This window comes from Streptomyces boncukensis (assembly GCF_011045075.1).
Classification (GTDB): Bacteria; Actinomycetota; Actinomycetes; order Streptomycetales; family Streptomycetaceae; genus Streptomyces; species Streptomyces boncukensis.
Map to the genome: position 1 here is coordinate 1 of NZ_JAAKZZ010000048.1, position 24899 is coordinate 24899.

The 24899-nt window shown below is 73.4% G+C and carries 21 protein-coding genes; 10 read left to right on the top strand and 11 right to left on the bottom strand.

Annotated elements, in window-relative coordinates:
• Positions 1–18: 18 nt before the first annotated feature.
• Positions 19–678, top strand: a complete 660-nt coding sequence (locus tag G5C65_RS07470; RefSeq protein WP_165297864.1) for a maleylpyruvate isomerase family mycothiol-dependent enzyme — start codon at positions 19–21, stop codon at positions 676–678.
• A gap of 37 nt (positions 679–715) precedes the next feature.
• On the opposite strand, the gene G5C65_RS07475 is transcribed toward G5C65_RS07470, so the two are convergent.
• Both G5C65_RS07475 and G5C65_RS07480 read right to left on the bottom strand, forming a co-directional pair.
• Positions 716–1528 carry an SAM-dependent methyltransferase gene (locus G5C65_RS07475; protein WP_165297847.1) on the bottom strand — a complete coding sequence of 271 codons (813 nt, stop codon included), beginning with the start codon at positions 1526–1528 and terminating at the stop codon, positions 716–718.
• Between the two features lie 65 nt (positions 1529–1593).
• On the bottom strand, positions 1594–2193 hold the full coding sequence (locus G5C65_RS07480) for a GNAT family N-acetyltransferase (protein ID WP_241265621.1): 600 nt from the start codon (positions 2191–2193) through the stop codon (positions 1594–1596).
• A gap of 116 nt (positions 2194–2309) precedes the next feature.
• Here G5C65_RS07480 and G5C65_RS07485 point away from each other — a divergent pair, with 116 nt between their 5' ends.
• From G5C65_RS07485 to G5C65_RS07495, 3 genes are all read left to right on the top strand, one after another.
• A complete protein-coding gene (locus tag G5C65_RS07485; RefSeq protein ID WP_165297848.1) occupies positions 2310–2957 on the top strand; it encodes a LuxR C-terminal-related transcriptional regulator in 648 nt (215 codons plus the stop codon).
• 63 nt (positions 2958–3020) lie between these two features.
• On the top strand, positions 3021–6134 hold the full coding sequence (locus G5C65_RS07490; protein ID WP_165297849.1) for an alpha-N-acetylglucosaminidase: 3114 nt from the start codon (positions 3021–3023) through the stop codon (positions 6132–6134).
• Positions 6135–6275: 141 nt separating this feature from the next.
• Positions 6276–7343, top strand: coding sequence for a sensor histidine kinase (locus G5C65_RS07495; RefSeq protein WP_165297866.1), 1068 nt, complete (start codon positions 6276–6278; stop codon positions 7341–7343).
• A gap of 147 nt (positions 7344–7490) precedes the next feature.
• Here the strand turns inward: G5C65_RS07495 and G5C65_RS07500 are convergent, their stop codons facing one another.
• The 5 genes from G5C65_RS07500 to G5C65_RS07520 all read right to left on the bottom strand — a co-directional run bounded on the left by G5C65_RS07500 (position 7491) and on the right by G5C65_RS07520 (position 13175).
• Positions 7491–8498 (bottom strand): LacI family DNA-binding transcriptional regulator, encoded by a 1008-nt coding sequence (locus G5C65_RS07500; RefSeq protein ID WP_165297850.1) that lies wholly within the window; start codon positions 8496–8498, stop codon positions 7491–7493.
• Positions 8495–10072, bottom strand: coding sequence for a glycoside hydrolase family 13 protein (locus G5C65_RS07505; protein ID WP_165297851.1), 1578 nt, complete (start codon positions 10070–10072; stop codon positions 8495–8497). The genes G5C65_RS07500 and G5C65_RS07505 overlap by 4 nt, the downstream gene beginning before the upstream one ends.
• Positions 10073–10150: 78 nt before the next feature.
• Positions 10151–10990, bottom strand: a complete 840-nt coding sequence (locus G5C65_RS07510) for a sugar ABC transporter permease (RefSeq protein WP_165297852.1) — start codon at positions 10988–10990, stop codon at positions 10151–10153.
• Entirely contained in the window at positions 10987–11865 is an 879-nt protein-coding gene (locus tag G5C65_RS07515) for a carbohydrate ABC transporter permease (protein ID WP_165297867.1), read from the bottom strand. The genes G5C65_RS07510 and G5C65_RS07515 overlap by 4 nt, the downstream gene beginning before the upstream one ends.
• Before the next feature lie 38 nt (positions 11866–11903).
• A complete protein-coding gene (locus G5C65_RS07520; protein WP_165297853.1) occupies positions 11904–13175 on the bottom strand; it encodes an extracellular solute-binding protein in 1272 nt (423 codons plus the stop codon).
• 183 nt (positions 13176–13358) lie between these two features.
• Between G5C65_RS07520 and G5C65_RS07525 the strand changes: the two genes are divergently transcribed.
• Genes G5C65_RS07525 through G5C65_RS07535 form a run of 3 tightly spaced genes read left to right on the top strand, consistent with a single transcriptional unit; the run spans position 13359 to position 17069 of the window.
• A complete protein-coding gene (locus tag G5C65_RS07525) occupies positions 13359–15104 on the top strand; it encodes a glycoside hydrolase family 13 protein (RefSeq protein ID WP_165297854.1) in 1746 nt (581 codons plus the stop codon).
• Positions 15105–15129: 25 nt separating this feature from the next.
• Positions 15130–16200 carry a substrate-binding domain-containing protein gene (locus G5C65_RS07530; RefSeq protein ID WP_165297855.1) on the top strand — a complete coding sequence of 357 codons (1071 nt, stop codon included), beginning with the start codon at positions 15130–15132 and terminating at the stop codon, positions 16198–16200.
• A gap of 35 nt (positions 16201–16235) precedes the next feature.
• Positions 16236–17069, top strand: coding sequence for a phosphatase PAP2 family protein (locus G5C65_RS07535; protein ID WP_165297856.1), 834 nt, complete (start codon positions 16236–16238; stop codon positions 17067–17069).
• Positions 17070–17091: 22 nt separating this feature from the next.
• Here the strand turns inward: G5C65_RS07535 and G5C65_RS07540 are convergent, their stop codons facing one another.
• Genes G5C65_RS07540 through G5C65_RS07550 form a run of 3 tightly spaced genes read right to left on the bottom strand, consistent with a single transcriptional unit; the run spans position 17092 to position 21984 of the window.
• Positions 17092–20091, bottom strand: a complete 3000-nt coding sequence (locus G5C65_RS07540) for a bifunctional [glutamine synthetase] adenylyltransferase/[glutamine synthetase]-adenylyl-L-tyrosine phosphorylase (protein ID WP_338146269.1) — start codon at positions 20089–20091, stop codon at positions 17092–17094.
• Between the two features lie 55 nt (positions 20092–20146).
• Complete coding sequence (locus G5C65_RS07545; protein WP_165297858.1) at positions 20147–20563, bottom strand: nuclear transport factor 2 family protein; 417 nt, start codon at positions 20561–20563, stop codon at positions 20147–20149.
• 59 nt (positions 20564–20622) lie between these two features.
• Positions 20623–21984 carry a glutamine synthetase family protein gene (locus tag G5C65_RS07550; RefSeq protein WP_165297859.1) on the bottom strand — a complete coding sequence of 454 codons (1362 nt, stop codon included), beginning with the start codon at positions 21982–21984 and terminating at the stop codon, positions 20623–20625.
• A 127-nt stretch (positions 21985–22111) separates the two neighbouring features.
• On the opposite strand from G5C65_RS07550, the gene G5C65_RS07555 reads away from it, so the two are divergent.
• Entirely contained in the window at positions 22112–22258 is a 147-nt protein-coding gene (locus tag G5C65_RS07555; RefSeq protein ID WP_165297860.1) for a hypothetical protein, read from the top strand.
• A 173-nt stretch (positions 22259–22431) separates the two neighbouring features.
• Here G5C65_RS07555 and G5C65_RS07560 read toward each other — a convergent pair whose 3' ends face one another.
• Positions 22432–23511, bottom strand: a complete 1080-nt coding sequence (locus G5C65_RS07560; protein ID WP_165297861.1) for a helix-turn-helix transcriptional regulator — start codon at positions 23509–23511, stop codon at positions 22432–22434.
• A 154-nt stretch (positions 23512–23665) separates the two neighbouring features.
• On the opposite strand from G5C65_RS07560, the gene G5C65_RS07565 reads away from it, so the two are divergent.
• Together G5C65_RS07565 and G5C65_RS07570 are read left to right on the top strand one after the other, a co-directional pair.
• Positions 23666–24130 carry a DUF6153 family protein gene (locus G5C65_RS07565; RefSeq protein WP_206441346.1) on the top strand — a complete coding sequence of 155 codons (465 nt, stop codon included), beginning with the start codon at positions 23666–23668 and terminating at the stop codon, positions 24128–24130.
• A 104-nt stretch (positions 24131–24234) separates the two neighbouring features.
• The coding region (locus G5C65_RS07570) for a multicopper oxidase domain-containing protein (protein ID WP_165297863.1) at positions 24235–24899 on the top strand (665 nt) is incomplete at its 3' end.

The window sequence follows — 24899 nt, forward strand, 5'->3', positions numbered from 1 at the left end:
GTCCAGTCCGGGCACGCGGTGGGCCGCGACCCAGGGCTGCCCTGCCGCCTGCTGAGCGCCGAGCGCGCCGAGCTGATGCCGCTGCTGCGGCAGGCGCCCGAGGAGGACTTCGCGCGGCCCACCGCGTGCCCGGACTGGACGGTGCGGCAGGTCCTCGCGCACTGCGCGGCCGCGCTGGTGCGGATCGTCGAGAACCGCCTGGAGCCCGGCGTCTTCTCGGAGGCGTCCAACGCCGCGGACGTCGCCGAGCGCGACTCCTGGCCGCTGACGGCCATCCTGGACGAACTGGAGTACGGCTTCACCGAGGCGGGCCCGGTGATCGCCAGGCTGGAGCACGGCCGGCTGGACACGGTGGCGCTCGGCGAGTGGGTGCACGCGGGCGACGTACGGGACGCGTGGGGGGTGCCGGACGCCTACGGGGGCCCGGCCTCCGGGGACGCGCTGGCGCTGCTGGCCGTCGCGGCGCTGCGCCGGGGGACGCCGCGGCTGTGCGCCACGCTGACCGACCGGCCGGAGACCGAGCTCTGGCTGGGGGCCCCGGCGGAGGCCGGCCCCCCGCCCGCGCGGCTCAGCTGCGATACGCCGACGCTGGTGCGGCTCTACGCCAACCGCCCGCTGTCCGGCGCCCCGTACACCCTCACCGGCGCCCGGGAGGAGGAGCTGAGGCTCTTCGGGTAGCCCCTGCCCGCGGCGCGGAGGGCTCAGGGCTCAGGGCTCAGGGTTTGCGGGCGAGCGCTCCGAACTGGGCGACCGCCGGCACGGAGGTGTCCACCGTGCCGTCGGGGCGCCACTGGGAGCAGGAGACGATGCCGGGCTCCTGCACCTCCAGCCCGTCCAGGAAGCGGGCGACCTCCTCCCGGGTGCGGGCGGTGATCGGCGGTGTGGCGTTCTCGTTCCAGAACCGCATGGCGTCCGCGTTGCCGTCGCCGCCCAGCTCCAGGGTGGGGTGGGTGAGCGCGAGCCGGCTTCCGGAGGGGACCGCGTCCAGCAGCCGGTCCACCACGGACTTCGCCTCGTCCGTGTCGAGGATGAAGTTGAGGATGCCGAGCATCATCACCGCGACCGGGCGGTCGAGGTCCAGGGTGCGGGACGCGGCGCGCAGGATCGTGTCCGGGTCGTGCGCGTCGGCCTCGATGTAGTCGGTGGCGCCCTCGGGGGTGCTGGTGAGCAGCGCGCGGGCGTGCAGCAGGACGGTGGGGTCGTTGTCGACGTAGACGATCCGCGAGGCGGGGGCCGCCCGCTGGGCGACCTCGTGGGTGTTGTCGCGGGTGGGCAGGCCGGTGCCGATGTCCAGGAACTGCCGGATCCCGGCCTCGCCCGCCAGATGGGTCACCGCGCGGCCGAGGAACGCGCGGTCCGCGCGGGCCACCTCGCCGATGCCGGGGTACATGCCGGTGACGTAGTCGCCGACCTGCTGGTCCACGGCGTAGTAGTCCTTGCCGTCCAGCCAGTAGTTCCACACCCGCGCGTTGTGCGCGACCTGGGCCACCGGCCAGTCGGCCCCGGCGGGCCAGCTGCTCTCGCTCATGTGTCCGCCGTCCCTTCCACCGACCCCCAGGTACAGACTTTACAGCGCAGCCGTGCGGGCAGCCCCTACCCGGCAGGATCCGCCGGACGCCCCTGGGCCCGGGGGTCCGCCTCCAGCACCAGCTCGCGGCCGTCCTCCTCGTCCCACTGCTCGCCGACGTGGACGAAGCCGAAGGGCGCGACGGTGGCGAGGGAGGCGGCGTTGTCGGGGGTGATGGTGGCGCGCACCGTCCGCACGGACGGGTCGGCGGCGGCGCGGCGCAGCAGCTCGGCCAGCGCCGCGCGCGCGTACCCCCGCCGGCGGTACTCGGGAACGACCGCGTAGCCGACCTCGACCGTGCCCGCCGCGTCGGGCGGCCCGTGGAACCCGGCGTGCCCGACCACCGCGTCGCCGTCGCCGTCGCCGTCTCCGTCTCCGTCTCCGTCTCCGTCTCCGTCTCCGTCTCCGTCTCCGAGGACCGCGTACCGCAGCACCCACGGGGTCCGGGCCGGGTCGGCCGCCATCTGGCCGAGCCGGTAGCGCCACAGCCAGCGCGCCCGGTCGGTGGTGAAGAAGCCGGGCAGCGCCACCCCGGCGTGCGCGGAGGCCGCCTCCCGGTCGCCGTCGCGCAGCGCCTCCATCTCGGGGCGGCCGAGCGGGACGAACCGTATGTGTCTCGTGGTCATCGGCCGATGGTCGCCGCCGCCGTCCGCCGCCGCCAGCGAATTCTTGCCGGGCGGGGCCGGGAGGTAGATTCTTCTCCGTCCGCAGCACTCCGTGCCAGCAGCCACCGGGAGACTCCGTGCGCGTCGTCCTCGCCGAAGACCTCTTTCTGCTCCGTGACGGGCTCGTCCGGATGCTGGAAGCGTTCGACTTCGAGATCGCGGCAGCGGTGGACAACGGGCCGGAGCTGAGCCGGGCGCTGGACGAACTGCAGCCGGATGTGGCGGTGGTGGACGTGCGGCTGCCGCCGTCGTTCAGCGACGAGGGGCTGCAGTGCGCCCTGGAGGCCCGCCGCCAGCGCCCGGGGCTGCCGGTGCTGGTGCTCTCGCAGCATGTGGAGCAGCTGTACGCGCGCGAGCTGCTCGCCGACGGCAACGGCGGGGTCGGCTATCTGCTGAAGGACCGGGTGTTCGACGCGGAGCAGTTCATCGACGCGGTCCGCCGGGTCTCCGACGGCGGTACGGCGATGGACCCGCAGGTCATCCAGCAGCTGCTGACCCGCCGCGCGCAGGACAAGCCGATGGGGAACCTGACCTCCCGCGAGAAGGAGGTCATGGAGCTGATGGCGCAGGGCCGGTCGAATGCGGCCATTGCCGCACAGCTGTTCGTCACCGAGCGCGCGGTCGCCAAACACACCTCGAACATCTTCGGCAAGCTGGACCTGCCGCCGTCCGACGACGACAACCGCCGGGTACTCGCCGTGCTCGCCTACCTCGACCAGGGCTGATCCTGTCGTTACCGTGCCTGTGCGTAGGTGTCTTCGGTCACTCCCGGCAGTGGGGGCACACAGATGGACAAGGACAGCCAGCTCACCAGACGCACGGTGCTGGGCACAGCGGGCGCGCTCGGCGCGGGAGCCGCGCTCACGAGCGGGTACACCCCAGCCATGGCAGCGGACGAGAAACCGGCGCGCGGGCACGCGCGGGCGGCCGTACGGCGGCTGCTCCCCGACCACCACCGACAGATCCGGCTCCGGCACATCGGCGGCCCCGAGCGCTTCAAGGTGACGGGCGGCGCCGGCCGGGTCACGGTGCACGGCACCGGCCCGGTGGCCCAGCTCACCGGGCTGCACTGGTATCTCAAGTACAGCTGTGACGCGCATCTGTCCTGGGCGGGCAGCCGGCTCGACCTCCCCGCGACGCTGCCCGCGCCGCGCGCCCCGCACGGGCGGCGCGCCACGGTGCCGCACCGCTTCGCGCTGAACGACACGCACGACGGCTACACGGGCGCGTACGCGGACTGGGAGCACTGGGAGCGGTTCCTGGACGTGCTGGCGGCGCACGGCTGCAACGAGGTGCTGCTGACGGCGGGCATGGAGGCCGTGTACCACCGGCTGCTGCGGGACTTCGGCTACAGCGACGCGGAGGCCCGCGCCTGGATCCCGGCGCCCACCCACCAGCCGTGGTGGCTGCTGCAGAACATGTCGGAGTACGGCGGCCCGCTCTCCACGGAGCTGTTGTCGAAGCGCACCGCGCTGGGGCGGCGGATCGTGCGGCGGATGCGGGAGCTGGGGCTGCGTCCGGTACTGCCCGGCTACTTCGGCACCGTCCCGGAGGACTTCACCAAGCGCAACCCCGGCGGCCGCACCATCCCGCAGGGCACCTGGAACGGGCTGCCGCGCCCGGCGTGGCTGGACCCGCGCACGGCCGTCTTCCGGGAGGTGGCCGCCGCCTTCTACGCGCACCAGCGGGAGCTGTTCGGCGACATCGGCCACTTCAAGATGGACCTGCTGCACGAGGGCGGCGACCCCGGCGACGTGCCGGTGCCGGACGCCGCGCGCGCGGTGGAGGCGGCGCTGCAGACCGCCCGGCCCGGCGCGACCTGGGTGATCCTCGGCTGGCAGGAGAACCCGCGCCGCGACCTGCTGGACGCGCTGCGCGACAAGGAGCGGATGCTCATCGTCGACGGCCTCTCCGACCTGGAGCGGGTCACCGACCGGGAGGCGGACTGGGGCGGCGTGCCGTACGCGTTCGGCACGATCCCCAACTTCGGCGGACGGACGACGCTCGGCGCCAAGACCCATATGTGGACCGAGCGGTTCACCAGGTGGCGGGACCGGGACGGCAGCAAGCTGGTCGGCACCTGCTATATGCCGGAGGCCACCCACCGCGACCCGGCGGCGGCCGAGCTGTTCACCGAACTGGCCTGGCGCGAGGAGGCCGTGGACCGGGAGCGCTGGTTCGCGGACTACGCCCGGCTGCGCTACGGCGGGGACGACGCGCAGGCCCGCAGGGCGACGGCGGCGCTGCGCGCGACGGCGTACCGGATCAGCAGCGCGGACGGCCGCCCGCACGACAGCGTGTTCGCCGCCCGCCCGAGCCTGGCGGCCCGCTCCGGCACGTACTACGCCACCCACACCCCCGCCTTCGACCTGCCCGGGTTCGACGCGGCGCTGGCGGGTCTGGTCGGCGTCGCGGAGCGGCTGCGCGGCAGCGACGCCTACCGCTACGACCTCGCCGACATCGCACGGCAGGCCCTCGCCAACCGCTCCTGGCTGCTGATCGGGCAGTTGGAGACGGCGTACGAGCAGGGCGAGGCGGGGCGGTTCAAACAGCTGGCGGCGCTGTGGCTGAAGCTGATGCGGCTGAGCGAGGAGGTCGCGGGCACCCACCGCGCCTTCCTGCTGGGCCCCTGGCTGGACGCGGCGCGGCGGATGGCGACCGGCGGGCGGGAGCGGGCCCTGCTGGAGCGCACGGCACGGGTGCTGGTGACCACCTGGGCCGACCGCTCCACGGCCGACGGCGGGCACCTGGCCAACTACGCCAACCGCGACTGGCAGGGCCTCATCGGGGACTTCCACCTCCCCCAGTGGCAGGCGTACCTGGACGATCTGGAGGACGCGCTCGCCGAGGGCCGCGAGCCGAGGACGTGGGACTGGTACGCGGTCGAGGAGCCGTGGACGCGGGAGACCAAGGACTATCCGCTGCGCCCGGCCGGCGACCCGCACCGCATCGCCAAGAAGGTCCACGACACCCTGGCGCGCGCCCCCTACCAGGGCTCGCTCGCCCTCAGCGCGGAGCCGGCCACCGTGCCCCCGGGCGGGACGGCCACCGTCGAGGGGGTCTTCCGGAACGAGAACGGGCTGCGCGCCACGGGAACCGTCGACTTCGCCCTGTCCGGGCTGGACGGCGCCGAGCCGCAGGACCCCGTGCGGGTCCCCTCCGTCGGGGCCGGCGGGCGCGCCGCGGTCCGCTGGCGCTACACCGCGCCGGACAGCGAGCTGACCGCGCCGCTGGACCCGCTGCCGTACGGCCTGGAGGTGCGGTACGGGCCGCAGGGCGAGGACCGGGTCACGACGGCCCGCAAGGGCACCCTCTTCCGCGCGGGGCCGCTCCCTTCCGGGGTGCGCACCGTCACCAGCAACGGGGCCGTCTTCGGCCACCTCGACGGCCGCTGGGCGATCCACGGCGGCGGCAGCGACCTGTGGAAGTCCCGGGCCGAGTTCGGCGCCCTCTACCGCCCGGACGCGCTGCCCCAGGGCGGCTGGATCGCGGTGCGGGTCACCGCGCAGGACGCGACCGGGCCCTGGGCGCGGGCCGGCCTGATCGCCCGCAACGACCTGGCGTCGGACACCTCGCCCGGCTTCCTCAACCTGGCGGTGACCCCGCGCAACGGGGTGGTGCTCTCCTACGACACGGACGGCAACGGCACCGTCGACACCTACCAGCGGATCACCGGCGTCCAGGCCCCCGTGCTGCTGCGGCTCTCGCGGCGGGACGGCGCCCTGAGGGGCGAGCTGTCCACGGACGACGGGGCGCACTGGCGCACGGTGGCAACCGTGCGGGTACCGGGTGCGTCAGCCAGGCTGGACGCGGGCGTGTTCATGACGGCCGCGAACGGCGGCGGCACGGAGCAGGGGACGGCCGAGTTCGCCGAGTGGAGATTCGGCCCGTCCGGCGGCTGAGCGGGGGATGATGGAGAAGGCAGTATCCCGGGGGCACCCAGGGCCCCCAGGGGGAGAGGACCGGACGTGAGCACATCGCAGGACACCACGGCGGAGGCCGCCCGCACCGCCGCAGCGCAGACGCGCGAACTCTCGCTCGCGATGGTGCGCGGCCCGCTTCTGGCGGTCGTCTCCCTCCCGCTCTCCATCGTCGCGTTCGTGTTCTCCGTGGTCTCGCTGGCGCTCATCCCCGCCGGGGTGGGCGTGGTCACCACCCCGTATGTGCTGTCCTGGCTGCAGGGGTACGCGGACGCGCGGCGGCGGCTGGTGGACCGGTGGAGCGGCATCCCGGTGCCCCGGCCGTACCGCCCCTGGCCCAAGGACCTGCGGTCCGGGGTGGTGGGGCACGTCGAGCGGCTGCTGCTGCGGCTGAAGGACCCGGCGACGTGGCGGGACCTCGCCTGGACGCCGGTCGATATGACGCTGGGCTTCGTGACCGCTCTGCTGCCGCCGCTCTTCCCCGTCAACCTGCGGCTCACCAGGTCGCTGCTGGAGCCGACCCGGGAGATGCTGCTGGCGCGGCGCGTGGAGCAGCTGTACGAGACGCGGCATGACGCGGTGGACACATCGGCGGCGGAGCTGCGGCGCATCGAGCGGGATCTGCACGACGGGGCGCAGGCCCGGCTGGTGGCCATGGGTATGAGCCTGGGCACCATCGAGGCGCTGGTGGAGCGGGATCCGGCGCAGGCGAAGAAGCTGATCGCGCAGGCGAGGGAGAACTCCGCCGAGGCGCTGACCGAGCTGCGCGACCTGGTGCGCGGCATCCACCCGCCGGTCCTCGCCGAGCGCGGCCTGCCGGACGCGCTGCGCGCGCTGGCGCTGCGGATGCCGATCCCGGTGGAGGAGGACATCGAGCTGCCGGGCCGCTTCGAGGAGCCGGTGGAGTCCGCGGTGTACTTCGCGGTCAGCGAGGTGCTGACGAACGCCGCCAAGCACTCCGGGGCGCACCGCGTCTGGCTGGACGTCAGCTACGCCTACGACGCGGGCGGCATGCTGCGGGCCGCCGTCACGGACGACGGCAAGGGCGGCGCGTCCCTGGAGAAGGGCACGGGCATGAAGGGCGTCGAGCGGCGGCTGGGCCAGTTCGACGGGGTCCTCGCGGTCAGCAGCCCGGAGGGCGGGCCGACCATGGTGACCGTGGAGGTTCCGGCCGAGGTCCTTGCGGAGTAGGGGATTTCGCCGGGCAGGGGCTGCCCAGCGCCGTGCGTTGCAGGCTGCGGCTACGTCGTGGCCGGTCGCGCAGTTCCCCGCGCCCCTTCGGGGCGCATCGGGTTCGCGCCCCGAAGGGGCGGGGAACTGCGCGCCGGGCCGGCGGTCTCAGCCGGGCGGGGCCTGGGCCGTGGAGCCCCGCACCACCAGCTCGGGCTGGAAGACGAACTCCGTGTCGGGCACCGGACTCCCGCCCAGCGACTCCAGCAGCGTGTGCACGGCGGCGTTCGCCATGGCCCGCACGGGCTGCCGCACCGTGGTGAGCGGCGGATCGGTGAAGGCGTTCAGCTCGGAGTCGTCGTACCCGACGACCGAGACGTCGGCGGGCACCCGGTGGCCGCGCTGCCGGGCGGCGCGGATCGCGCCGAGCGCCATCAGATCGCTGCCGCAGACGATGCCGGTGCAGCCCGCCTCCAGCAGCGCGCCCGCCGCCGCGTGGCCGCCCTCGACGGTGAACAGGGTGTGCTGGACGGGCCCGCCCCGGCCGCCCAGCGCGGCGTGGAAGCCCTCCGTCTTGCGGCGCACCGGGACATAGCGGCCGGGGCCCACCGCGAGGCCGATCCGCTCGTGGCCGAGCTGCCGCAGATGGTCCACGGCCATGGCCGCTGCCGCGCGGTCGTCGGGCGAGACGAACGGCGCGCTGATCCGCTCGTTGTAGCCGTTGACGAGGACGAAGGGGACGCCGCGCCCGGCCAGCCGGGCGTAGCGGTCCGGGTCGGCCGACAGGTCGGCGTGCAGCCCGGACAGGAAGATGACACCGCTGACGCCGCGCTCCACCAGCTGGCCGACCAGTTCGTCCTCGGTGGCGCCGCCGGGGTGGTGGGTGCCCAGCACCGGGGTGTAGCCGTATCCGGCCAGCGACTGCTCCATGGTCTGTGCGAAGGCCGGGAAGATCGGGTTGGTCAGCTCCGGGATCACCAGGCCGACCAGCCCCGCGCTGCGCTGCCGCAGCCGCACCGGGCGCTCGTAGCCCAGCACGTCCAGTGCCGCCAGCACCCGCCGCCGGGTGCCGGCGGCGACGCCGGACTTGCCGTTGAGCACCCGGCTGACGGTCGCCTCGCTGACCTCGGCCTGTTCGGCGATGTCGGAGAGGCGGGCGAGGGAGGGGTTCGTCATCCGCGCACCGACCACCAGGCGGTGGTGTCCCCCGGCAGCTCGGCGCCGCCGTCGCAGGGCCCGCTGGCGAGCAGCAGCTCGCCGGGCCGGGCGGGGAGCCGGACGGCCGTCTCCCGGGTGTTCGCGGTGCACACGAACCCGCCCCGGCGGAACGCCAGGACGCCGTCGGGGGCCTCCAGCCAGTCGAGGGTGTCGGTGGCGGTCGGGCCGGCCAGGGTGGTGCGGCGGGTGCGCAGCGCGGTGCGGTACAGCTCCAGGGTGGAGTCCGGGTCGCCGGTCTGCGCCGCGACGGACAGCCCGCCCCACTCCGGCGGCTGCGGCAGCCAGCTGCCGCCCGTCCCGAAGCCGAAGGAGGGCCCGCCGCGCGCCCAGGGCAGCGGCACCCGGCACCCGTCCCGCAACCCGTCCTGACCGGTGTCGCGGAAGAACGACGGGTCCTGCCGCGCCTCGTCGGGGATCCCGGCGACCTCCGGCAGGCCCAGCTCCTCGCCCTGGTAGAGGTACGCGGAGCCGGGCAGCGCCAGCATCAGCAGGCTCGCGGCACGGGCGCGCGGCAGGCCGCCGCCGAGCCGGGTGCGGTGCCGTACGACGTCGTGGTTGGACAGCACCCAGGTGCTCGGGGCGCCCACGGCGCGCAGCGAGTCCAGCGACTCGTCGATCACCTCCCGCAGCGCCGCCGCGTCCCAGGCGGTGTTCAGGTAGTGGAAGTTGAACGCCTGGTGCAGCTCGTCCGGGCGCACATACAGCGCGGTGCGCGCGGCGCTGGGCGTCCACGCCTCGGCGACGCCGATCCGGGCCCCCGGGTACGCGTCGAGGACCCGCCGCCAGGAGCGGTAGATCTCGTGCACCCCGTCCTGGTCGAAGAACGGCAGCGGCTCGCTGCCGAGCAGCCTCAGCTGCCGGGAGGCGCCGACGTCGGGCAGGCCCGCCGGCTTCACCAGACCGTGCGCGACGTCGACGCGGAAGCCGTCCACGCCCAGGTCCAGCCAGAAGCGCAGCACGGAGCGGAACTCGTCGTGCACGGCGGGGCTGTCCCAGTTGAAGTCGGGCTGCTCGGGCGCGAACAGGTGCAGATACCAGTCGCCGTGGGTGCCGTCCGGGTTCTTCGTCCGGGTCCAGGCGGGGCCGCCGAAGATGGACTCCCAGTCGTTGGGCGGCTCGCTGCCGCCGGGGCCGCGCCCCGGCCGGAAGTGGTAGCGCTCCCGGGCCGCCGGGTCCCCCGCGAGGGCCCGCTGGAACCACTCGTGCCGCTCGGAGGAGTGGTTGGGCACGAGGTCGACGATGACCCGCAGGCCGAGGGCGTGGGCCTCGCTGATCAGCGCGGCGGCGTCCGCGAGATCGCCGTACATCGGGTCGATGGCGCGGTAGTCGGCGACGTCGTAGCCGCCGTCGGCCTGCGGTGAGGCGTAGAAGGGGCTCAGCCAGACGGCGTCGACGCCGAGGGAGGCGAGATGCGGCAGCCGGGTGCGGGCCCCCTTGAGGTCTCCCGTGCCGTCCCCGTCGCCGTCGGCGAAGGAGCGGGGGTAGATCTGGTAGATGACAGCGTCCCGCCACCAGTCGGTCTGCTTCTTCATGTCACCTCTGCTGTGTGTCGTCTGTGCTGCTTGTCGTCTGTGCTGTGTGTCGTCTGTGCCGTCCCGGCGCCGCCGGGTTCAGGACTTCGTCGCTCCGGCCGTCAGGCCGGACACCAGGTGCCGCTGGGCGAAGCCGAAGACCACCGCGGCGGGCACGGCGACGATCACGGCGGCAGCCGTCATGGAGCCCCAGTCCGCGCCGTAGCGGTTGACGAAGGTCTGGAGGCCGCCCGCCAGGGTCAGGTTCTCCTCCCCCGTCATAAAGGCCGTCGCATACGCGACTTCCGCCCAGGCCGTGACAAAAGTGTAGAAGCCCGTCACCGCGAGCCCCGGCCGGGCCAGCGGCAGGATCAGCCGCCAGAACGTGCCGAACGGGTTGAGCCCGTCCACCCGGCCCGACTCGTCGATGTCGACGGGGATGGCGTCGAAGAAGCCCTTCATCATCCAGGCGCAGAACGGCACGGCGATGGTCAGATACGTGATGATCAGGCCCAGCGGCTGGTTCAGGAGCCCCAGCGTGGCCATGGTGTTGTAGAGCGGCACGATCAGCACGGCCATCGGGAACATCTGCGTGATCAGCAGCACCCACATCAGCGGGCGCATCCCGGGGAACCGGAAGCGGCTGATGGCGTACCCGGTCGTGGCGGCGATGAAGACGCCGACGACCGTCGTCCCGCCCACCACGACCAGCGAGTTGGCGAACCAGTCCAGGAAGTGGGTGTCGTCCACCACGTGCTGGTAGTTGTCCAGGGTGAAGTCCTTGACCAGCGCTGCCGAGAAGGACTCGCTCTTCGGCTTGAAGGACGTCACCAGCAGCCACAGCGGCGGGACGAGCGCGCACAGGGTGCCCAGCAGCAGTCCGGCGTGCAGTCCGGCGGAGGCGAGGGGGCTGCGTTTCCGCGTGCGGGCCATGGTCACCACACCTCTCCCTGGCGGCGCAGGAGCCGCCGGTAGCCGACCGTGAAGAGGGAGAGCAGCACGAGGATGAGCACGCCCCATGCCGCCGAGGCCGCGAAGTCGCGGGGGCTGTTGACGAAGGCCAGCCGGAAGGCGTACGTCACCAGGATCTCGGTGGAGTCCTCGGGCCCGCCCCTGGTGAGCAGGAAGATCACCGGGAACATGTTGAACGTCCAGATGGTGCTCAGCAGGACCACCGTGCTGCTGACCGTGCGGACGCCGGGCAGGGTGATGTTGCGGAACCGCTGCCAGGGGCCCGCGCCGTCCATCTCGGCCGCCTCGTACAGCTCGCCGGGGATGGACTGGAGGGCGCCCAGCAGGGCGACGATCATGAAGGGCACCCCGAGCCAGACATTGACCGCGATCACCGCGACCTTGGCCCAGGTGGGGTCGCCCAGCCAGGGCACGCCGTCGATGCCGCCGCCCTCCAGCACCTTGTTGAGCAGCCCGTTCTTCTCGTTGTAGAGCATCTTCCAGGCGAAGACGGAGACGAAGGCCGGGATGCCCCAGGGCACGATCATCGCGACGCGGTAGAACGAGCGGCCCCTCACCTGCCGGTTGAGCATGTTCGCCAGGGTGAGGCCGAGCAGGAACGTCACGCTCACACAGCCCACCGTCCACACCGCCGTCCAGACGAGCCGGTCCCAGAAGACGCTGTCGGACAGGATGGCGGTGTAGTTGTCCAGGCCCGTGAACTCGTAGGTGGCCGGGATGTGGTTGACGCCGATGTCGCGGGCGACGTTGGACTCGTCGGCGTCGGTGAGCGAGAGGTAGACGCCGCGGCCGAGCGGGTAGCCGACGATGACGCCGATCACGATCACGACCGGCGCCACCATCGCCCACGCGTACCAGTAGCGGGCGAGCGCGGCACGCACTACCGGTAGTCCTTCAGCAGCTTGCGGAACTGGTCGCCCATCTTCCCCGCGGCGGACTCCGGCGACCTGCCGCTCGCCAGGACGGCGTCCACGCCCACCCGGATCGGCTCGAACAGCGCGTTGCCCTGGGCGATCCACGGCCGCTGCACGGCCTTCCCGACGGCCGGCCGGAAGAACCTCACCATCTCGTTCCTCCGCACCGAGGGCTCCGCGTACACGGACTCCCGGGTCGGCAGCAGGCTCAGCTCCTCGGCGGTGCGCTTCTGCACCTCGGCGCTGCTCATGTACTTCGCGAACTCCTGTGCGGCGCGCAGGTTCTTGGAGCCCGCGTAGACCGAGAGGTTCCAGCCGCCCTGCGGGGAGCCCTGCGCCTTGCTGCCGGCGGGGACGGGGGCGACGCCGAGGTTGTCCTTCCGCTCCCCGGCGAACTCCCTGCCCTCGCGGGCCAGCGCGATGTCCCAGGGGCCGTCGACGATCATCGCGGCCTTGCCGTCCTGGAAAGCCTTGATGCCGTTCTCCTGGCCGTCGCTGGAGTCGGTGACCGCCGCCCCGGAGTCGACCAGGTCCTTCATCGCCGCGAGCGCGTCGGCGCCCGGCTTCTCGTCCACCGTCACCTTTCGGGCCTCGGTGTCGAGCAGGTCGCCGCCCTCGCCGTAGAGGTAGGGCAGGAACCAGTACGGGTCGTCGCCGCGCAGATACAGGGCGGTGGCGCCGGTCTTGTCCTTGATCTTCCCGGCGTTCCTCTTCAGCTCGGCGAAGGACGTGGGGACCCCGACGCCCGCCTCCTTCAGCAGCCGCTTGTTGTAGAAGAGGCCGAGGGTGTCGGTGACCTGGGGGACCGCGTAGGTCTTGCCTTCGAACCGGGTGGAGCCCGCGGCGGCCTTGAGGTAGTCGCCCGCGTCCTCCAGCGCGGGGGTGCCGTCCAGCGGGGCGAGGTAGCCGAGGTTGGCGAAGTCGGCGACCCAGGCGACCTCGGTGCGCATCACGTCGGGCGCCCCGGAGTTGCCGCCCGCCGCGTTCTTGAACTTCTGGCTGGCGTCGCCGAAGTTGACGTGCACATACCTGACATCCACCTTCGGGTACTTCTTCTCGAAGTCCTCGGCGATCCTCTTGTAGGTCGCCTTCTCGCCGTCGTTCGAGGTGTCCCAGTAGGTGACGGTGCCCTCGACCTTGCCGCTGCCGCTGCCGCCGCCGTCCCCGTCGTCGCTGCAAGCCGTTGCCGCAAGCGCCAGTGCCGCCACCAGCGCGGTGGCACCTATGCCACGCCGCATCTCCGCTCCCTCCGCCAGGTGTGCGCCGCGCGCGCCGACCGCGCTTGGCTGCGGAGGAACGTAACAGCGCGGCAACTCGCCCGAAAGTAGTTGCGGCAACTTTCTGCAAACGTAACCCGGACCCCCGGACGCCGTTGGAGGGGGCAACACCGCTGCCCCTGGGGCGAGAAGACGAGGGACGACATGGACGTTTACGGCACCGGAACGACAGAGCGGCACGGAACCCTTCCGGGGGCCCGGGAAGAGCCCGGCGCCCCCGCGCGGCCCCCTGGGTGGTGGCGGGACGCCGTCATCTACGAGATCTACGTCCGCTCCTTCGCGGACAGCGACGGGGACGGCACCGGCGACCTCGCGGGGGCCCGCGCCCGGCTGCCGTATCTGCAAGACCTCGGCGTGGACGCCGTCTGGCTCACCCCGTTCTACGCCTCGCCGCAGGCGGACGGCGGCTACGACGTCGCCGACCACCGCGCCGTCGACCCGCGCTTCGGCGAACTGCACGACGCCCAGGAGCTGATCGCCGAGGCGCACCGGCTCGGGCTGCGCGTCATCGTCGACATCGTGCCCAACCACACCTCCGACCAGCATCCCTGGTTCCAGTCCGCGCTCGCCGGGGACCCGGTGGCCCGGGACCGCTACCACTTCAGGCCCGGCCGCGGCGCCGACGGCTCCGCGCCGCCCAACGACTGGGAGTCCGTCTTCGGCGGCCCCGCCTGGAGCCGCACCCCCGACGGCCTGTGGTACCTCCATCTGTTCGCACCCGAGCAGCCCGACCTCAACTGGGAGTGCCCGCGGGTGCGGGAGGAGTTCGACGGCATCCTCCGCTTCTGGCTCGGGCTGGGCGTCGACGGCTTCCGGATCGACGTCGCGCACGGCATGGTCAAGGCCGCGGGCCTGCCGGACATCGGGCGCAAGGAGCAGGCCCGGCTGATCGGCGCACAGGAGCTGCCGTTCTTCGACCAGGACGGGGTGCACGAGATCCACCGCTCCTGGCGGCGGCTGCTGGAGAGCTACGGGCCGGACCGGATCGGCGTCGCCGAGGCGTGGGCCCCCAGTTCGGAGCGGCTGGCGCTGTATGTGCGCCCGGACGAGCTGCACCAGGCGTTCAACTTCCACTTCCTGCACTGCCCGTGGGACGCGGAGGCGATGCGCGCCGTCATCGAGGAGTCCATGGCGGCCACCGCCTCGGTCGGCGCCCCGACGACCTGGGTGCTGTCCAACCACGACGTCGTCCGGCACCGCACCCGGCTGGGCAGCCTGGAGCGGGCGCGCGCCGCCGCGCTGCTGCTGCTGGCGCTGCCCGGCTCCGTCTACCTCTACCAGGGCGAGGAGCTGGGCCTGCCGGAGGTGACCGAGCTGCCGGACGACGTACGGCAGGACCCGGCGTTCCTGCGCCGCGGCCCGGAGGCGGCGGGCGCGCGGGACGCGGAGGGCGCACCGGACGCGGAGGGCGCACCGGACGCGGAGGGCCAGGACGGGTTGCGGGACGGGTGCCGGGTGCCGCTGCCCTGGGAGCGCGGCGGGCCCTCCTTCGGCTTCGGGACGGGCGGCAGCTGGCTGCCGCAGCCGCCGGAGTGGGGCGGGCTGTCCGTCGCGGCGCAGACCGGCGACCCGGACTCCACCCTGGAGCTGTACCGCACCGCGCTGCGCACCCGCCGCACCACCCTGGCCGGCCCGACCGCCACCGACACCCTCGACTGGCTGGAGGCCCCCGACGGCGTCCTGGCCCTCGCCCGCCCGGCGCACGGGCCGGACCGGGCCGGCGCCGCGGGGGACACCGGGCCCGGCCGGCTGGTGTGCGTGGTCAACACCCGGGACTCCGTCGTCGCGCTGCCCGCGCCCGGCCGCCCGCTGCTGGCGTCGGCACCGTGCCCCCTCCAGGGCGCCGAGGTCCTTCTCGCGGCGAATTCCTGCTCCTGGTGGGCAGCGTGAGGCGGGCCCGGTAGGGTCCCGTCGTGTGACCGCACGGCTAGCTGACATCGCAGCACAAGCGGGGGTCAGCGAAGCCACGGTCAGCCGGGTGCTGAACGGCAAGCCGGGCGTCGCGGCGGCCACCCGCGAGTCCGTCCTGGCCGCGCTGGACGTGCTGGGGTACGAGCGGCCCGTCAAGCTGCGGCAGCGCAGCGCGGGCCTGGTCGGCCTGATCACGCCCGAGCTGGAGAACCCGATATTCCCGGCCTTCGCGCAGGTCATCGCGCAGGACCTGACGCGGCAGGGCTACACCCCGATCCTCGCCACCCAGACCCCCGGCGGCTCCACCGAGGACGAGCTGACCGAGATGCTGGTGGACCGCGGCGTCGCCGGGATCATCTTCGTCTCCGGGCTGCACGCGGACACCACGGCCGATCCCGGGCGGTACGAGCGGCTGCGCGGCCAGGGGGTTCCGTTCGTCCTCATCAACGGCTTCTCGCCGCGGGTGCGCGCGCCGTTCGTGTCGCCCGACGACCGGGCCGCCATGCGGCTGGCCGTCACCCACCTCGTCGCGCTGGGCCACCGGCGGATCGGCCTCGCGCTGGGCCCGGAGCGCTTCGTACCGGTGCAGCGCAAGATCGAGGGCTTCGCGGCCGCCGTACGCGAGCAGCTCGGCCTGGACGACGAGCGGCTGGGCGAGCTGGTGCAGCACTCGCTGTTCACCCTGGAGGGCGGCCAGGCGGCCGCCGGGGCGCTGCTGGAGCGGGGCTGCACGGCCGTGGTGTGCGCCAGCGACATGATGGCGCTGGGCGCGATCCGCGCGGCCCGCAGGCGCGGTCTGGCGGTGCCCGGCGACGTCTCGGTGATCGGCTTCGACGACTCCCCGCTGATCCCCTTCACCGACCCCCCGCTGACCACCGTCCGGCAGCCGGTGACGGCCATGGGCCAGGCCGCCGTGCGCGCCCTGCTGGAGGAGATCGGCGGCACCCCGGCCCCGCACACCGAGTTCGTCTTCCTCCCCGAACTGGTCGTTCGCGGTTCAACCGCCTCCGGTGCCTCAGGGGCGGCGTCGACCGCAGGGAGTACGGAGCCTGCCGAGGATTCGACCTCCGGATGATCGGACAGGAGCCCGTGTCTGGCAGACTGACGCCTATGGGGGCACCTACCGAACAGACAGCAGCCGACAGCCGACAGGACGCCACCGAGGTCCCGGCGGCGAGTGCTCCTACGCCGTCGCGGCTCGCGAGATGGCGCGCCCCGCGCCGCCCCCGGCTGTGGTTCGAGATCCTGCTCATCGCGGTCAGTTACTGGGTGTACTCGCTCATCCGCAACGCGGTGCCCATGCAGCGGGACGAGGCGATGCGGAATGCCGACTGGGTCTGGCAGACGGAGCGGATCCTGGGGATCGCGGTCGAGCAGTCCGTGAACCACACGGTCAACGGCGTCACCTGGCTCATCGTCGCGATGAACTACTACTACGCGACCCTGCACTTCATCGTCACGATCGGAGTGCTCGTGTGGCTCTACCGCCGCCACCCCGGGCGGTACGCCGCCACCAGACTGGTGCTGTTCATCACCACGGGCCTGGCCCTGGTCGGGTTCTACCTCTTCCCGCTGGCCCCGCCCCGTCTGATGAACGGCCACCACTTCATCGACACCGTGACCGTCCACGAGACCTGGGGCTCCATGGCCTCCGGCAACCTCGCGGAGATGTCGAACCAGTACGCGGCGATGCCGTCGATGCACATCGGCTGGTCGGTGTGGTGCGGCATCACCATCGCCATGCTGGCCAAGCCGCTGTGGGCGAAGGTGCTGGGGGCGCTGTACCCGGTGGCGACGCTCGTCGTGATCGTGAGCACCGCGAACCACTTCTGGCTGGACGCGGTGGGCGGGCTGCTCTGCCTCTCGTTCGGCTTCGCCGTCTCCTGCGCGTGGTACGGCCGGGTCTCCTACCGGCTGCCGAGGCTGGCCCCGGCGCCGAGCTGAGGGGCCCCGCGCCGCCGGCGGGTCACTCCGTGCCGTAGAAGAGGCGCTCCATCACCGCGCGTGCGCGGCGGGTCACTCTGCGGTAGTCGTCCACCATCTCGCCCACCCGGCCGGGCTCGTAGCCCAGGTACCGGCCCACCGCGCCGAGTTCCCGCGCCTCGGAGGGGAAGGTGTCGCCGGGCCGCCCGCGCACCAGCATCACCGCGTTGCGCACCCGCGAGGCCAGCACCCACGCCTCGTCGAGGGTTCGCGCGTCGCCCCCGGCCACCAGCCCGGCCCCGGCCGCCGCGGCGAGCGCGTCCCGCGTCCGCGTGGTCCGCAGCCCGGGGTGCTCGGCGCCCCAGCGGAGCTGGAGCAGCTGCACCGTCCACTCGACGTCCGTCAGCCCGCCCCGCCCCAGCTTGGTGTGGGTGGTCGGGTCGGCGCCGCGGGGCAGCCGCTCGGCCTCCATCCGGGCCTTGAGGCGGCGGATCTCGCGCTCTCCGTCCTCCCCCGGCCCGCCCCGCGGATAGCGCATCGGGTCGATCAGCGCGACGAACCGCTCCCCCAGCCCCGCGTCGCCCGCGACCGGCGCGGCCCGCAGCAGCGCCTGGCTCTCCCAGACCACCGACCACCGCCGGTAGTACGCCTCGTACGAGGCCAGCGAGCGGGCCAGCGCGCCCGCCTTGCCCTCGGGGCGCAGGTCGGCGTCGATGACCAGCGGCGGATCGGCGCTCGGCAGCTGGAGCAGCCGCCGCATCTCGGTCGCGACGGCGAAGGCGGCCTTGCCCGCCTCGTGCTCGCTCACCCCGTCGCGCGGCTCGTGGACGAAGAGCACATCGGCGTCGGAGCTGTAGCTCATCTCCCGCCCGCCGAAGCGGCCCATCGCGATGACGGCGAACCGGACGGGCAGTTCGTCCCCCCACTGGGCGCCGACGGCGGCCCGCAGGGCGCCCGCGAGCGCGGCGGCGTTGAGGTCGGTGAGCGCGCCGCCCACCCGGTCGATCGCGGCGGCCGGATCGGCCGGCTCGGTGCCCTCGGTGCCGTAGGCGCCGATGAGGTCGGCGGCGGCGGTGCGGAACAGCTCGCGGCGCCGTACCCCCCGGGCCGCCGCCACGGCCTGCTCGGGGCCTTCGGCGCGGCCCACGGCGGCCAGCGTCTCCTGCTCCAGCGCGGCCCGGTCGCGGGGCCGCAGCCCGGACTGGTCGTCGGCGGAGCCCAGCAGCGCCACCGCCTCGGGGGCGCGCAGCAGCAGATCGGGGGCGAACCGCCCGGCGGACAGCACCCGGGCGAGGTTCTCGGCCGCTGCGCCCTCGTCCCGCAGCAGCCGCAGATACCAGGGGGTCCTGCCGAGCGCGTCGGAGACCTTGCGGAAGGCGAGCAGCCCGGCGTCCGGGTCGGCGGAGTCCGCGAACCAGCCGAGCAGCACCGGCAGCAGGGTGCGCTGGATGGCCGCCTTGCGGCTGACGCCGGAGGCGAGCGCCTCCAGGTGCCGCAGGGCCGCGCCCGGGTCGGCGTACCCCAGGGCCTCCAGCCGCTGCCGGGCCGCCTGGGGCGACAGCCGCACCTCGCCCGCCTCCAACTGGGCCACGGCGTCCAGCAGCGGCCGGTAGAAGAGCTTCTCGTGCAGCCGCCGTACGGCCGAGGCGTGCCGCCGCCACGCCTTGTGCAGCTCGGCGACGGGCTCGCTGCGGTAGCCCAGCGAGCGGCCCAGCCGCCGCTGGTCCTCCTCGGCCTGCGGCATCAGATGCGTACGCCGCATCCGGAAGAGCTGGATGCGGTGCTCCATGCTGCGCAGGAAGCGGTACGCGGCGTCCAGTGCGGCGGCGTCCTGCCGCCCCACGTAGCCGCCGGCGGCGAGCGCGGCGAGCGCGTCCAGGGTGGTGGGGCTGCGCAGCGAGGCGTCGCTGCGGCCGTGCACCAGCTGCAGCAGCTGCACCGCGAACTCCACGTCCCGCAGCCCGCCGGGCCCCAGCTTCAGCTCCCGCTCGACCTGCGCCACGGGGATGCTGGCCACCACCCTGCGGCGCATCTCCTGCACGTCGGCCACGAAGTTCTCGCGCTCGGCCGCCTGCCACACCAGGGGCGCGACGGCCGCGACGTACTCCTCGCCCAGCGCCTTGTCCCCCGCCACGTACCGGGCCTTCAGCAGGGCCTGGAACTCCCAGGTCTTCGCCCACCGCTGGTAGTACGCGAGATGGCTGCTGAGCGTCCGCACGAGCGGCCCGTTGCGCCCCTCGGGCCGCAGATTGGCGTCGACGGGCCAGATCGTGCCCTCGGCCGTGGTGTCCGAGCAGATCCGCACCAGATGCGAGGCGAGCCGGGTGGCGGCGCGCAGCGCTGTCTCCTCGTCCGCGCCCGAGGCGGGCGCGGCGGCGAAGATGACGTCGACGTCGGAGACGTAGTTCAGCTCGTGCCCGCCGCACTTGCCCATCCCGAGCACGGCCAGGCGGCACACGGCGGCATCCTCGGGCGCGGACTCCTCGGCGAGGGCCAGCGCCGCGCGGAGCGTCGCGGTGGCGAGGTCGGCGAGCTCGGCGGCGGTCTGCGCGACGTCGCTGGTCCCGCACACGTCGCGGGCCGCGATGGCGAGCAGCGCGCCGCGGTAGGCGACGCGCAGCCCGTCCGGGTCCTGCACGCCGTCCAGCGCCCGCTCGAACTCCGTCACGCCCGGGTGCAGGTCGGACGGCTCGTAGGTGACCAGCGCCTCCCAGGCGCCGGGGTGCGCCGCGAGGTGGTCGCCGAGCGCCGCCGAGGCGCCGAGCACGCCGAGGAGGCGGTCGCGCAGCGGCTTGGAGGTGCGGAGCACGTCGAGGAGGCCGGGCGCGTCCGCCGGGCCGAGGGCCTCGACGAGGCGGGAGAGGGCGACGAGGGCGAGGTCGGGGTCGGCGGTGGCGCCGAGGGCGTCCAGGAAGAGGGTGTCGTCCCGGAGCGGGGCGAGGGGGTCGGTGTCGAGCAGGCGGCTGGCGGCGGCGGCGTCCATGAAGCCGTGCCGCAGCAGTTTCCGCACCCGGCTGTCCGGCCGACCGCCACCTTGTGACACGTACTCGTCTCCCTTCCCCGAGCGCGCGGGCTCCCCCTCACACCCTCCCATGCGGTCAGTGGGACCCGGCCGGTCCGCCGCCGGGAGCACCGCGCCGTGTCACCGTGCGATGGCTGATCCGCCAGCCGTCGGCGGTGCGCACGGCGGTGTCGTCGTAGGTGACGGAGCCGCAGGTGCCGTCGGCCCTGACGCCCAGGCCCTTGGAGCGGACCCGCGCCCGGCCGTCCGCCGACGGCGTCACGACGATGTTGGTGACGTGGTGCGCGACCGGCCCGGCGGCTCCCATCGCCGCTGCCGCCTCCCGGACGGCCGCCACCCCGCTGAGCGGCTCCCGGCCGAAGTCGGAGAGGTCGTAGACGACATCCGGGGTGAACAGCTCCTCCAGCCGGTCGAGACGTCCGTCGTCGACGAGATGGCCGTGCAGCGAGACCAGTTCGGCGATGTCCGACCGGTCCTCGCGGGTGAGTGACACACGCGTCCCCTCCTGCCCACCTGCCTGGGTGCCCTGCCGTACCCAGTCTTCCCCCTCCGCTACAGCACCGGCAGGGATTTGCGCAGTTCGAAGCCGGTGACCTCGCTGCGGTACTCCTCCCACTCCTGCTTCTTGTTCCGCAGGAAGAAGTCGAACACGTGCTCCCCGAGGGTGGAGGCGACCAGCTCGCTCCGCTCCATCAGCCCGATCGCCTCGCCCAGGTTCTGCGGCAGCGGCTCGATGCCCATCGCCCGCCGCTCCGCGTCCGACAGCGCCCAGACGTCGTCGTCGGCGCCCGGCGGCAGCTCGTAGCCCTCCTCGATGCCCTTCAGACCCGCCGCGAGCAGCACCGCGTACGCGAGATAGGGGTTGCAGCCGGAGTCGAGGGAGCGGACCTCGATCCGGGTGGAGCCGGTCTTGCCGGGCTTGTACATCGGCACCCGGATGAGCGCGGAGCGGTTGTTGTGGCCCCAGCAGATGTACGAGGGGGACTCGCCGCCCTCGCCCGCCGTGCGGTTCGCGCCGCCCCAGATCCGCTTGTAGGAGTTGACCCACTGGTTGGTGACGGCGGAGATGTCCCCCGCGTGGTGCAGCAGCCCGGCGATGAAGGAGCGGCCGACCTTGGAGAGCTGGTACTCCGCGCCGGACTCGTAGAACGCGTTGCGGTCGCCCTCGAACAGCGACAGATGGGTGTGCATGCCCGAGCCCGGGTACTCCGAGAAGGGCTTCGGCATGAAGGTCGCCTGCACCCCCTGCTCCAGCGCGACCTGCTTCATGACCAGCCGGAAGGTCATGATGTTGTCGGCCGTGGACAGCGCGTCCGCGTACCGCAGGTCGATCTCCTGCTGGCCGGGGGCGCCCTCGTGGTGGGAGAACTCGACCGAGATGCCCATGGACTCCAGCATGGTGATCGCCTGGCGGCGGAAGTCCATGCCGACGTTCTGCGGGGTGTGGTCGAAGTAGCCGGAGGAGTCGGCGGGCACCGGACGGCTGCCGTCCACCGGCCGCTCCTTGAGCAGGAAGAACTCGATCTCGGGGTGGGTGTAGAAGGTGAAGCCCAGGTCGGAGGCGCGGGCCAGGGTCCGCTTGAGCACATAGCGGGGGTCGGCGTAGGAGGGCGATCCGTCCGGCATCAGGATGTCGCAGAACATCCGGGCCGTACCGGGCGCCTCGGCGCGCCACGGCAGTATCTGGAAGGTGCCGGGGTCCGGCTTGGCGATCATGTCCGACTCGTACACCCGGGCGAAGCCCTCGATGGCGGAGCCGTCGAAGCCCATCCCCTCGTCGAACGCCTGCTCAAGCTCGGCCGGGGCGACCGCGACCGATTTCAGAAAGCCGAGCACATCGGTGAACCAGAGCCGGACGAACCGGATGTCGCGCTCCTCCAGGGTCCGGAGCACGAATTCCTGCTGCTTATCCATATCGAGCCATCCTTGCTGGTCAAGCGAGCTGCCTGGCCTTCGGGGTGCACAGCGCTGCACCTCAGTATCGCGCCGTCGGGTTTCCGGCACGTGACGCGCGGCCATTGTGGAACACCGGGCGGCGGGAATGCCCGGGGTGTACCGGCCGGACCGCGCCGGGACGCCGGCCGTCCGCGCCGGGCCGCCGGCGGCCACCGGGCACGGCGGGGACAGCAGGCACAGCGGGCACAGCGGGCACAGCGGGCTCACCGGGGCCGACCAGAAGGAAGCATGAGCCGGCAGGGGCGGCCGGGGGCCGCCTGGCAGCCGCGGCCCGAGTGTGGGGTCCGGACCGCGGCTGCGGCGGGGCGCGGCGCCCTGTGGGGGGTGGCGCGATATGTGGCACCACGTGCAGCCCAACATATGGATGCGAACACGACAAGAGGCCGCGAGGAACGGACATATCCGTCAGTGATTGCCATTCAACGCGGTTCGCCCCCCGCCCGACTGACCGTTCGGTGTGCGCCCCGGCGGAGCCTGGGAGACCCAGCCCAGGCTCGCCGCGCGCATCCCCAGCTGGAACCGGGTCGTCGCGCCCAGCCGCTCCATCAGGCCGTGCAGCCGCCGCTGGAACGTCCGGTAGCTGATCCCGAGCTGCCGCGCCATCACCTGGTCCGTCATCCCCGTGGTGAGCAGCGCCAGCAGCCGCGCCTCGTCGGACGTCGGACCGTCCGCCGCGCCCGCCGGGCGGCCCGCCAGATAGTCGGAGATCGGCAGCGCCCGCGCCCACAGCACCTCGAAGAACTCGCACAGCACCTCCAGCAGCCCGGAGGGGTGCACGACCACGCTGCTGGCCAGCTCGTTCGGCGCGGACCGCAGCGGGATCAGCGCGATCCGGTCGTCCGCGATCAGCAGCTTCGTCGGCGTGTCGGCCATCACCCGGGCGTCCTCGCCCAGCTCCGCAGCGGCCTCGATCTCGGTGTCCAGCCTGCGTACGGTCGCGAGTCCGGCCGTGTCGTAGATGACGCGGTACGCCAGTCCGCTGCGCAGCATCTGCTGCTGGACCGGCATCATCCCGGTCTTCGGGTCGAGCCGGTCCGGGTCGCTGTTGGCGTACGGCGGCCGGTCGATACCCCGTATCTCCCGGCGCGCGCTGCGCTGGAGCTGGTCCACCTGGCGGATGACGGCGGCCCGCCCGGTGACGATCTCGACCAGGTCGAGGGGATCCCGCCCCGCCGCGTTGGCCCGGAACCGGGCGGCGAGTAACTGGATATGGCGGCGCGTGCGATGTATCTCCTCCTCGCGCGCCAGCAGGAGCGACTCGAAGGCGACCTCCGGCGCGACCGGCAGATAGCGCTCCTCCCCCTTCCCCTTGTCGGGGGCGAACCGCCCCACCAGATTGAGCTGTTCGAGCGCTGTGAGCGCCGACCGCACCCGGGGCGCGCTCAGCGCGAGACCGGACCGCAGCTCGGAGACGGTGACGGCACCGTCCACGAGCGCCTCGTAGACCTGCTGCTGGACGGGGTCGAGATCAAGTGCCTCCAACATGCTGCGCATCCTGATCGCGGTGGCGAGTTCACGTCAATGACCGATGCGTGCCAACGTCCCCGCGCGGCCCGCGCGTGGGTGCGCGGCCGGGACACCGCTGGGGCACAGGGTGCCCTCTCATACCCCCGGAGGGCATGCGGTTAGAGTGTCCTCCGTGAACAGGCGCGGAGGCGGCGGAGCGGGCCGGGGCAGCAGGGTGCTGTTCCTCGCCGCGCTGCTGCTGGGCATCGTCGCGATGCACGCGCTCGGCCCGCCGGTCGCGGAGGCCGGCGCTGCCGCTCCGGCGGCTCCCGTTGCCCTGGCGGCTCCGCCGACTCCGGCCGCCGCAGCCGCCGCGGCCCCCGCGCACGCCGAGGCCGACGGCCGTGCGCTCCACCCCGGGCACGGGGACAGCCGCGGGGGCGAGGACCACTCCGGGCCCCTGTCGGTCTGTCTCGCGGTGCTGATGCTGGGGGTGGCGGCCACCGCGCTGGTGCGGGTGGCGCTGCGGCGCGGGGCTGCGCCCTCGGGCGCCCTCGCGGCGGTGCGGGCGCGTGTGCTGCCGGTGCTGTGGCCGATGCCGCCGCCCGCTCGCCGGGCCGGCGAACGCCTGGCGGAGCTCTCGGTTCTTCGGGTCTAGACGGCGGTCCGGCGCATCCCGCTGAGCACGAGGCTGCTCAGCGGGGTCCGCCGGATACGGACAGGTCCGAGATCCGACTCCTACCCGACGAGGGGTACTCCGTCATGCACACACCCACCCGCCGTACGCTGCTGGCCGCCGGCGCCGGCCTCGCCCTCACCGCCTGCACCCGCGAGCGGCAGTCCCCGGACGGCAAGGGCGACCCGTATGTGTCGCCCTCCGGCAAGGAGGTCAGGGCGGCCGAGGCGCGCCGCGGCAAGCCCGGCCGCACCCGTACGCACCGCCTCACCGCCGCCCCCGCCCGCGTCGCCCTGGACGGCGGCACCACCGTGGGCACCTGGACGTACGGCGAGGAGCTGCCCGGCCGGGAACTGCGGGTCACCGCGGGCGACACCCTCGCGCTCACCCTCGCCAACCGGCTCCCCCGGGCGACGTCCCTGCACTGGCACGGGCTGGCCCTCCGCAACGACATGGACGGCGTTCCGCACGTCACCCAGCGCCCCGTCCCGGCGGGCGGCACGTTCGACTACCGCTTCACCGTGCCGCACCCCGGCACGTACTGGTTCCACCCGCACACGGGCGTCCAACTGGACCGCGGCCTCTACGCGCCGCTGATCGTGGACGACCCGAAGGAGCCGCTGTCGTACGACAGGGAGTGGGTCGTCGTGCTGGACGACTGGGTCGACGGCGTCCAGGGCTCCACCCCGGACGGGGTGCTCGCCGAGCTCCGCAAGGGCATGGGCGGCGGGGGCCACGGAGCGCACACGAG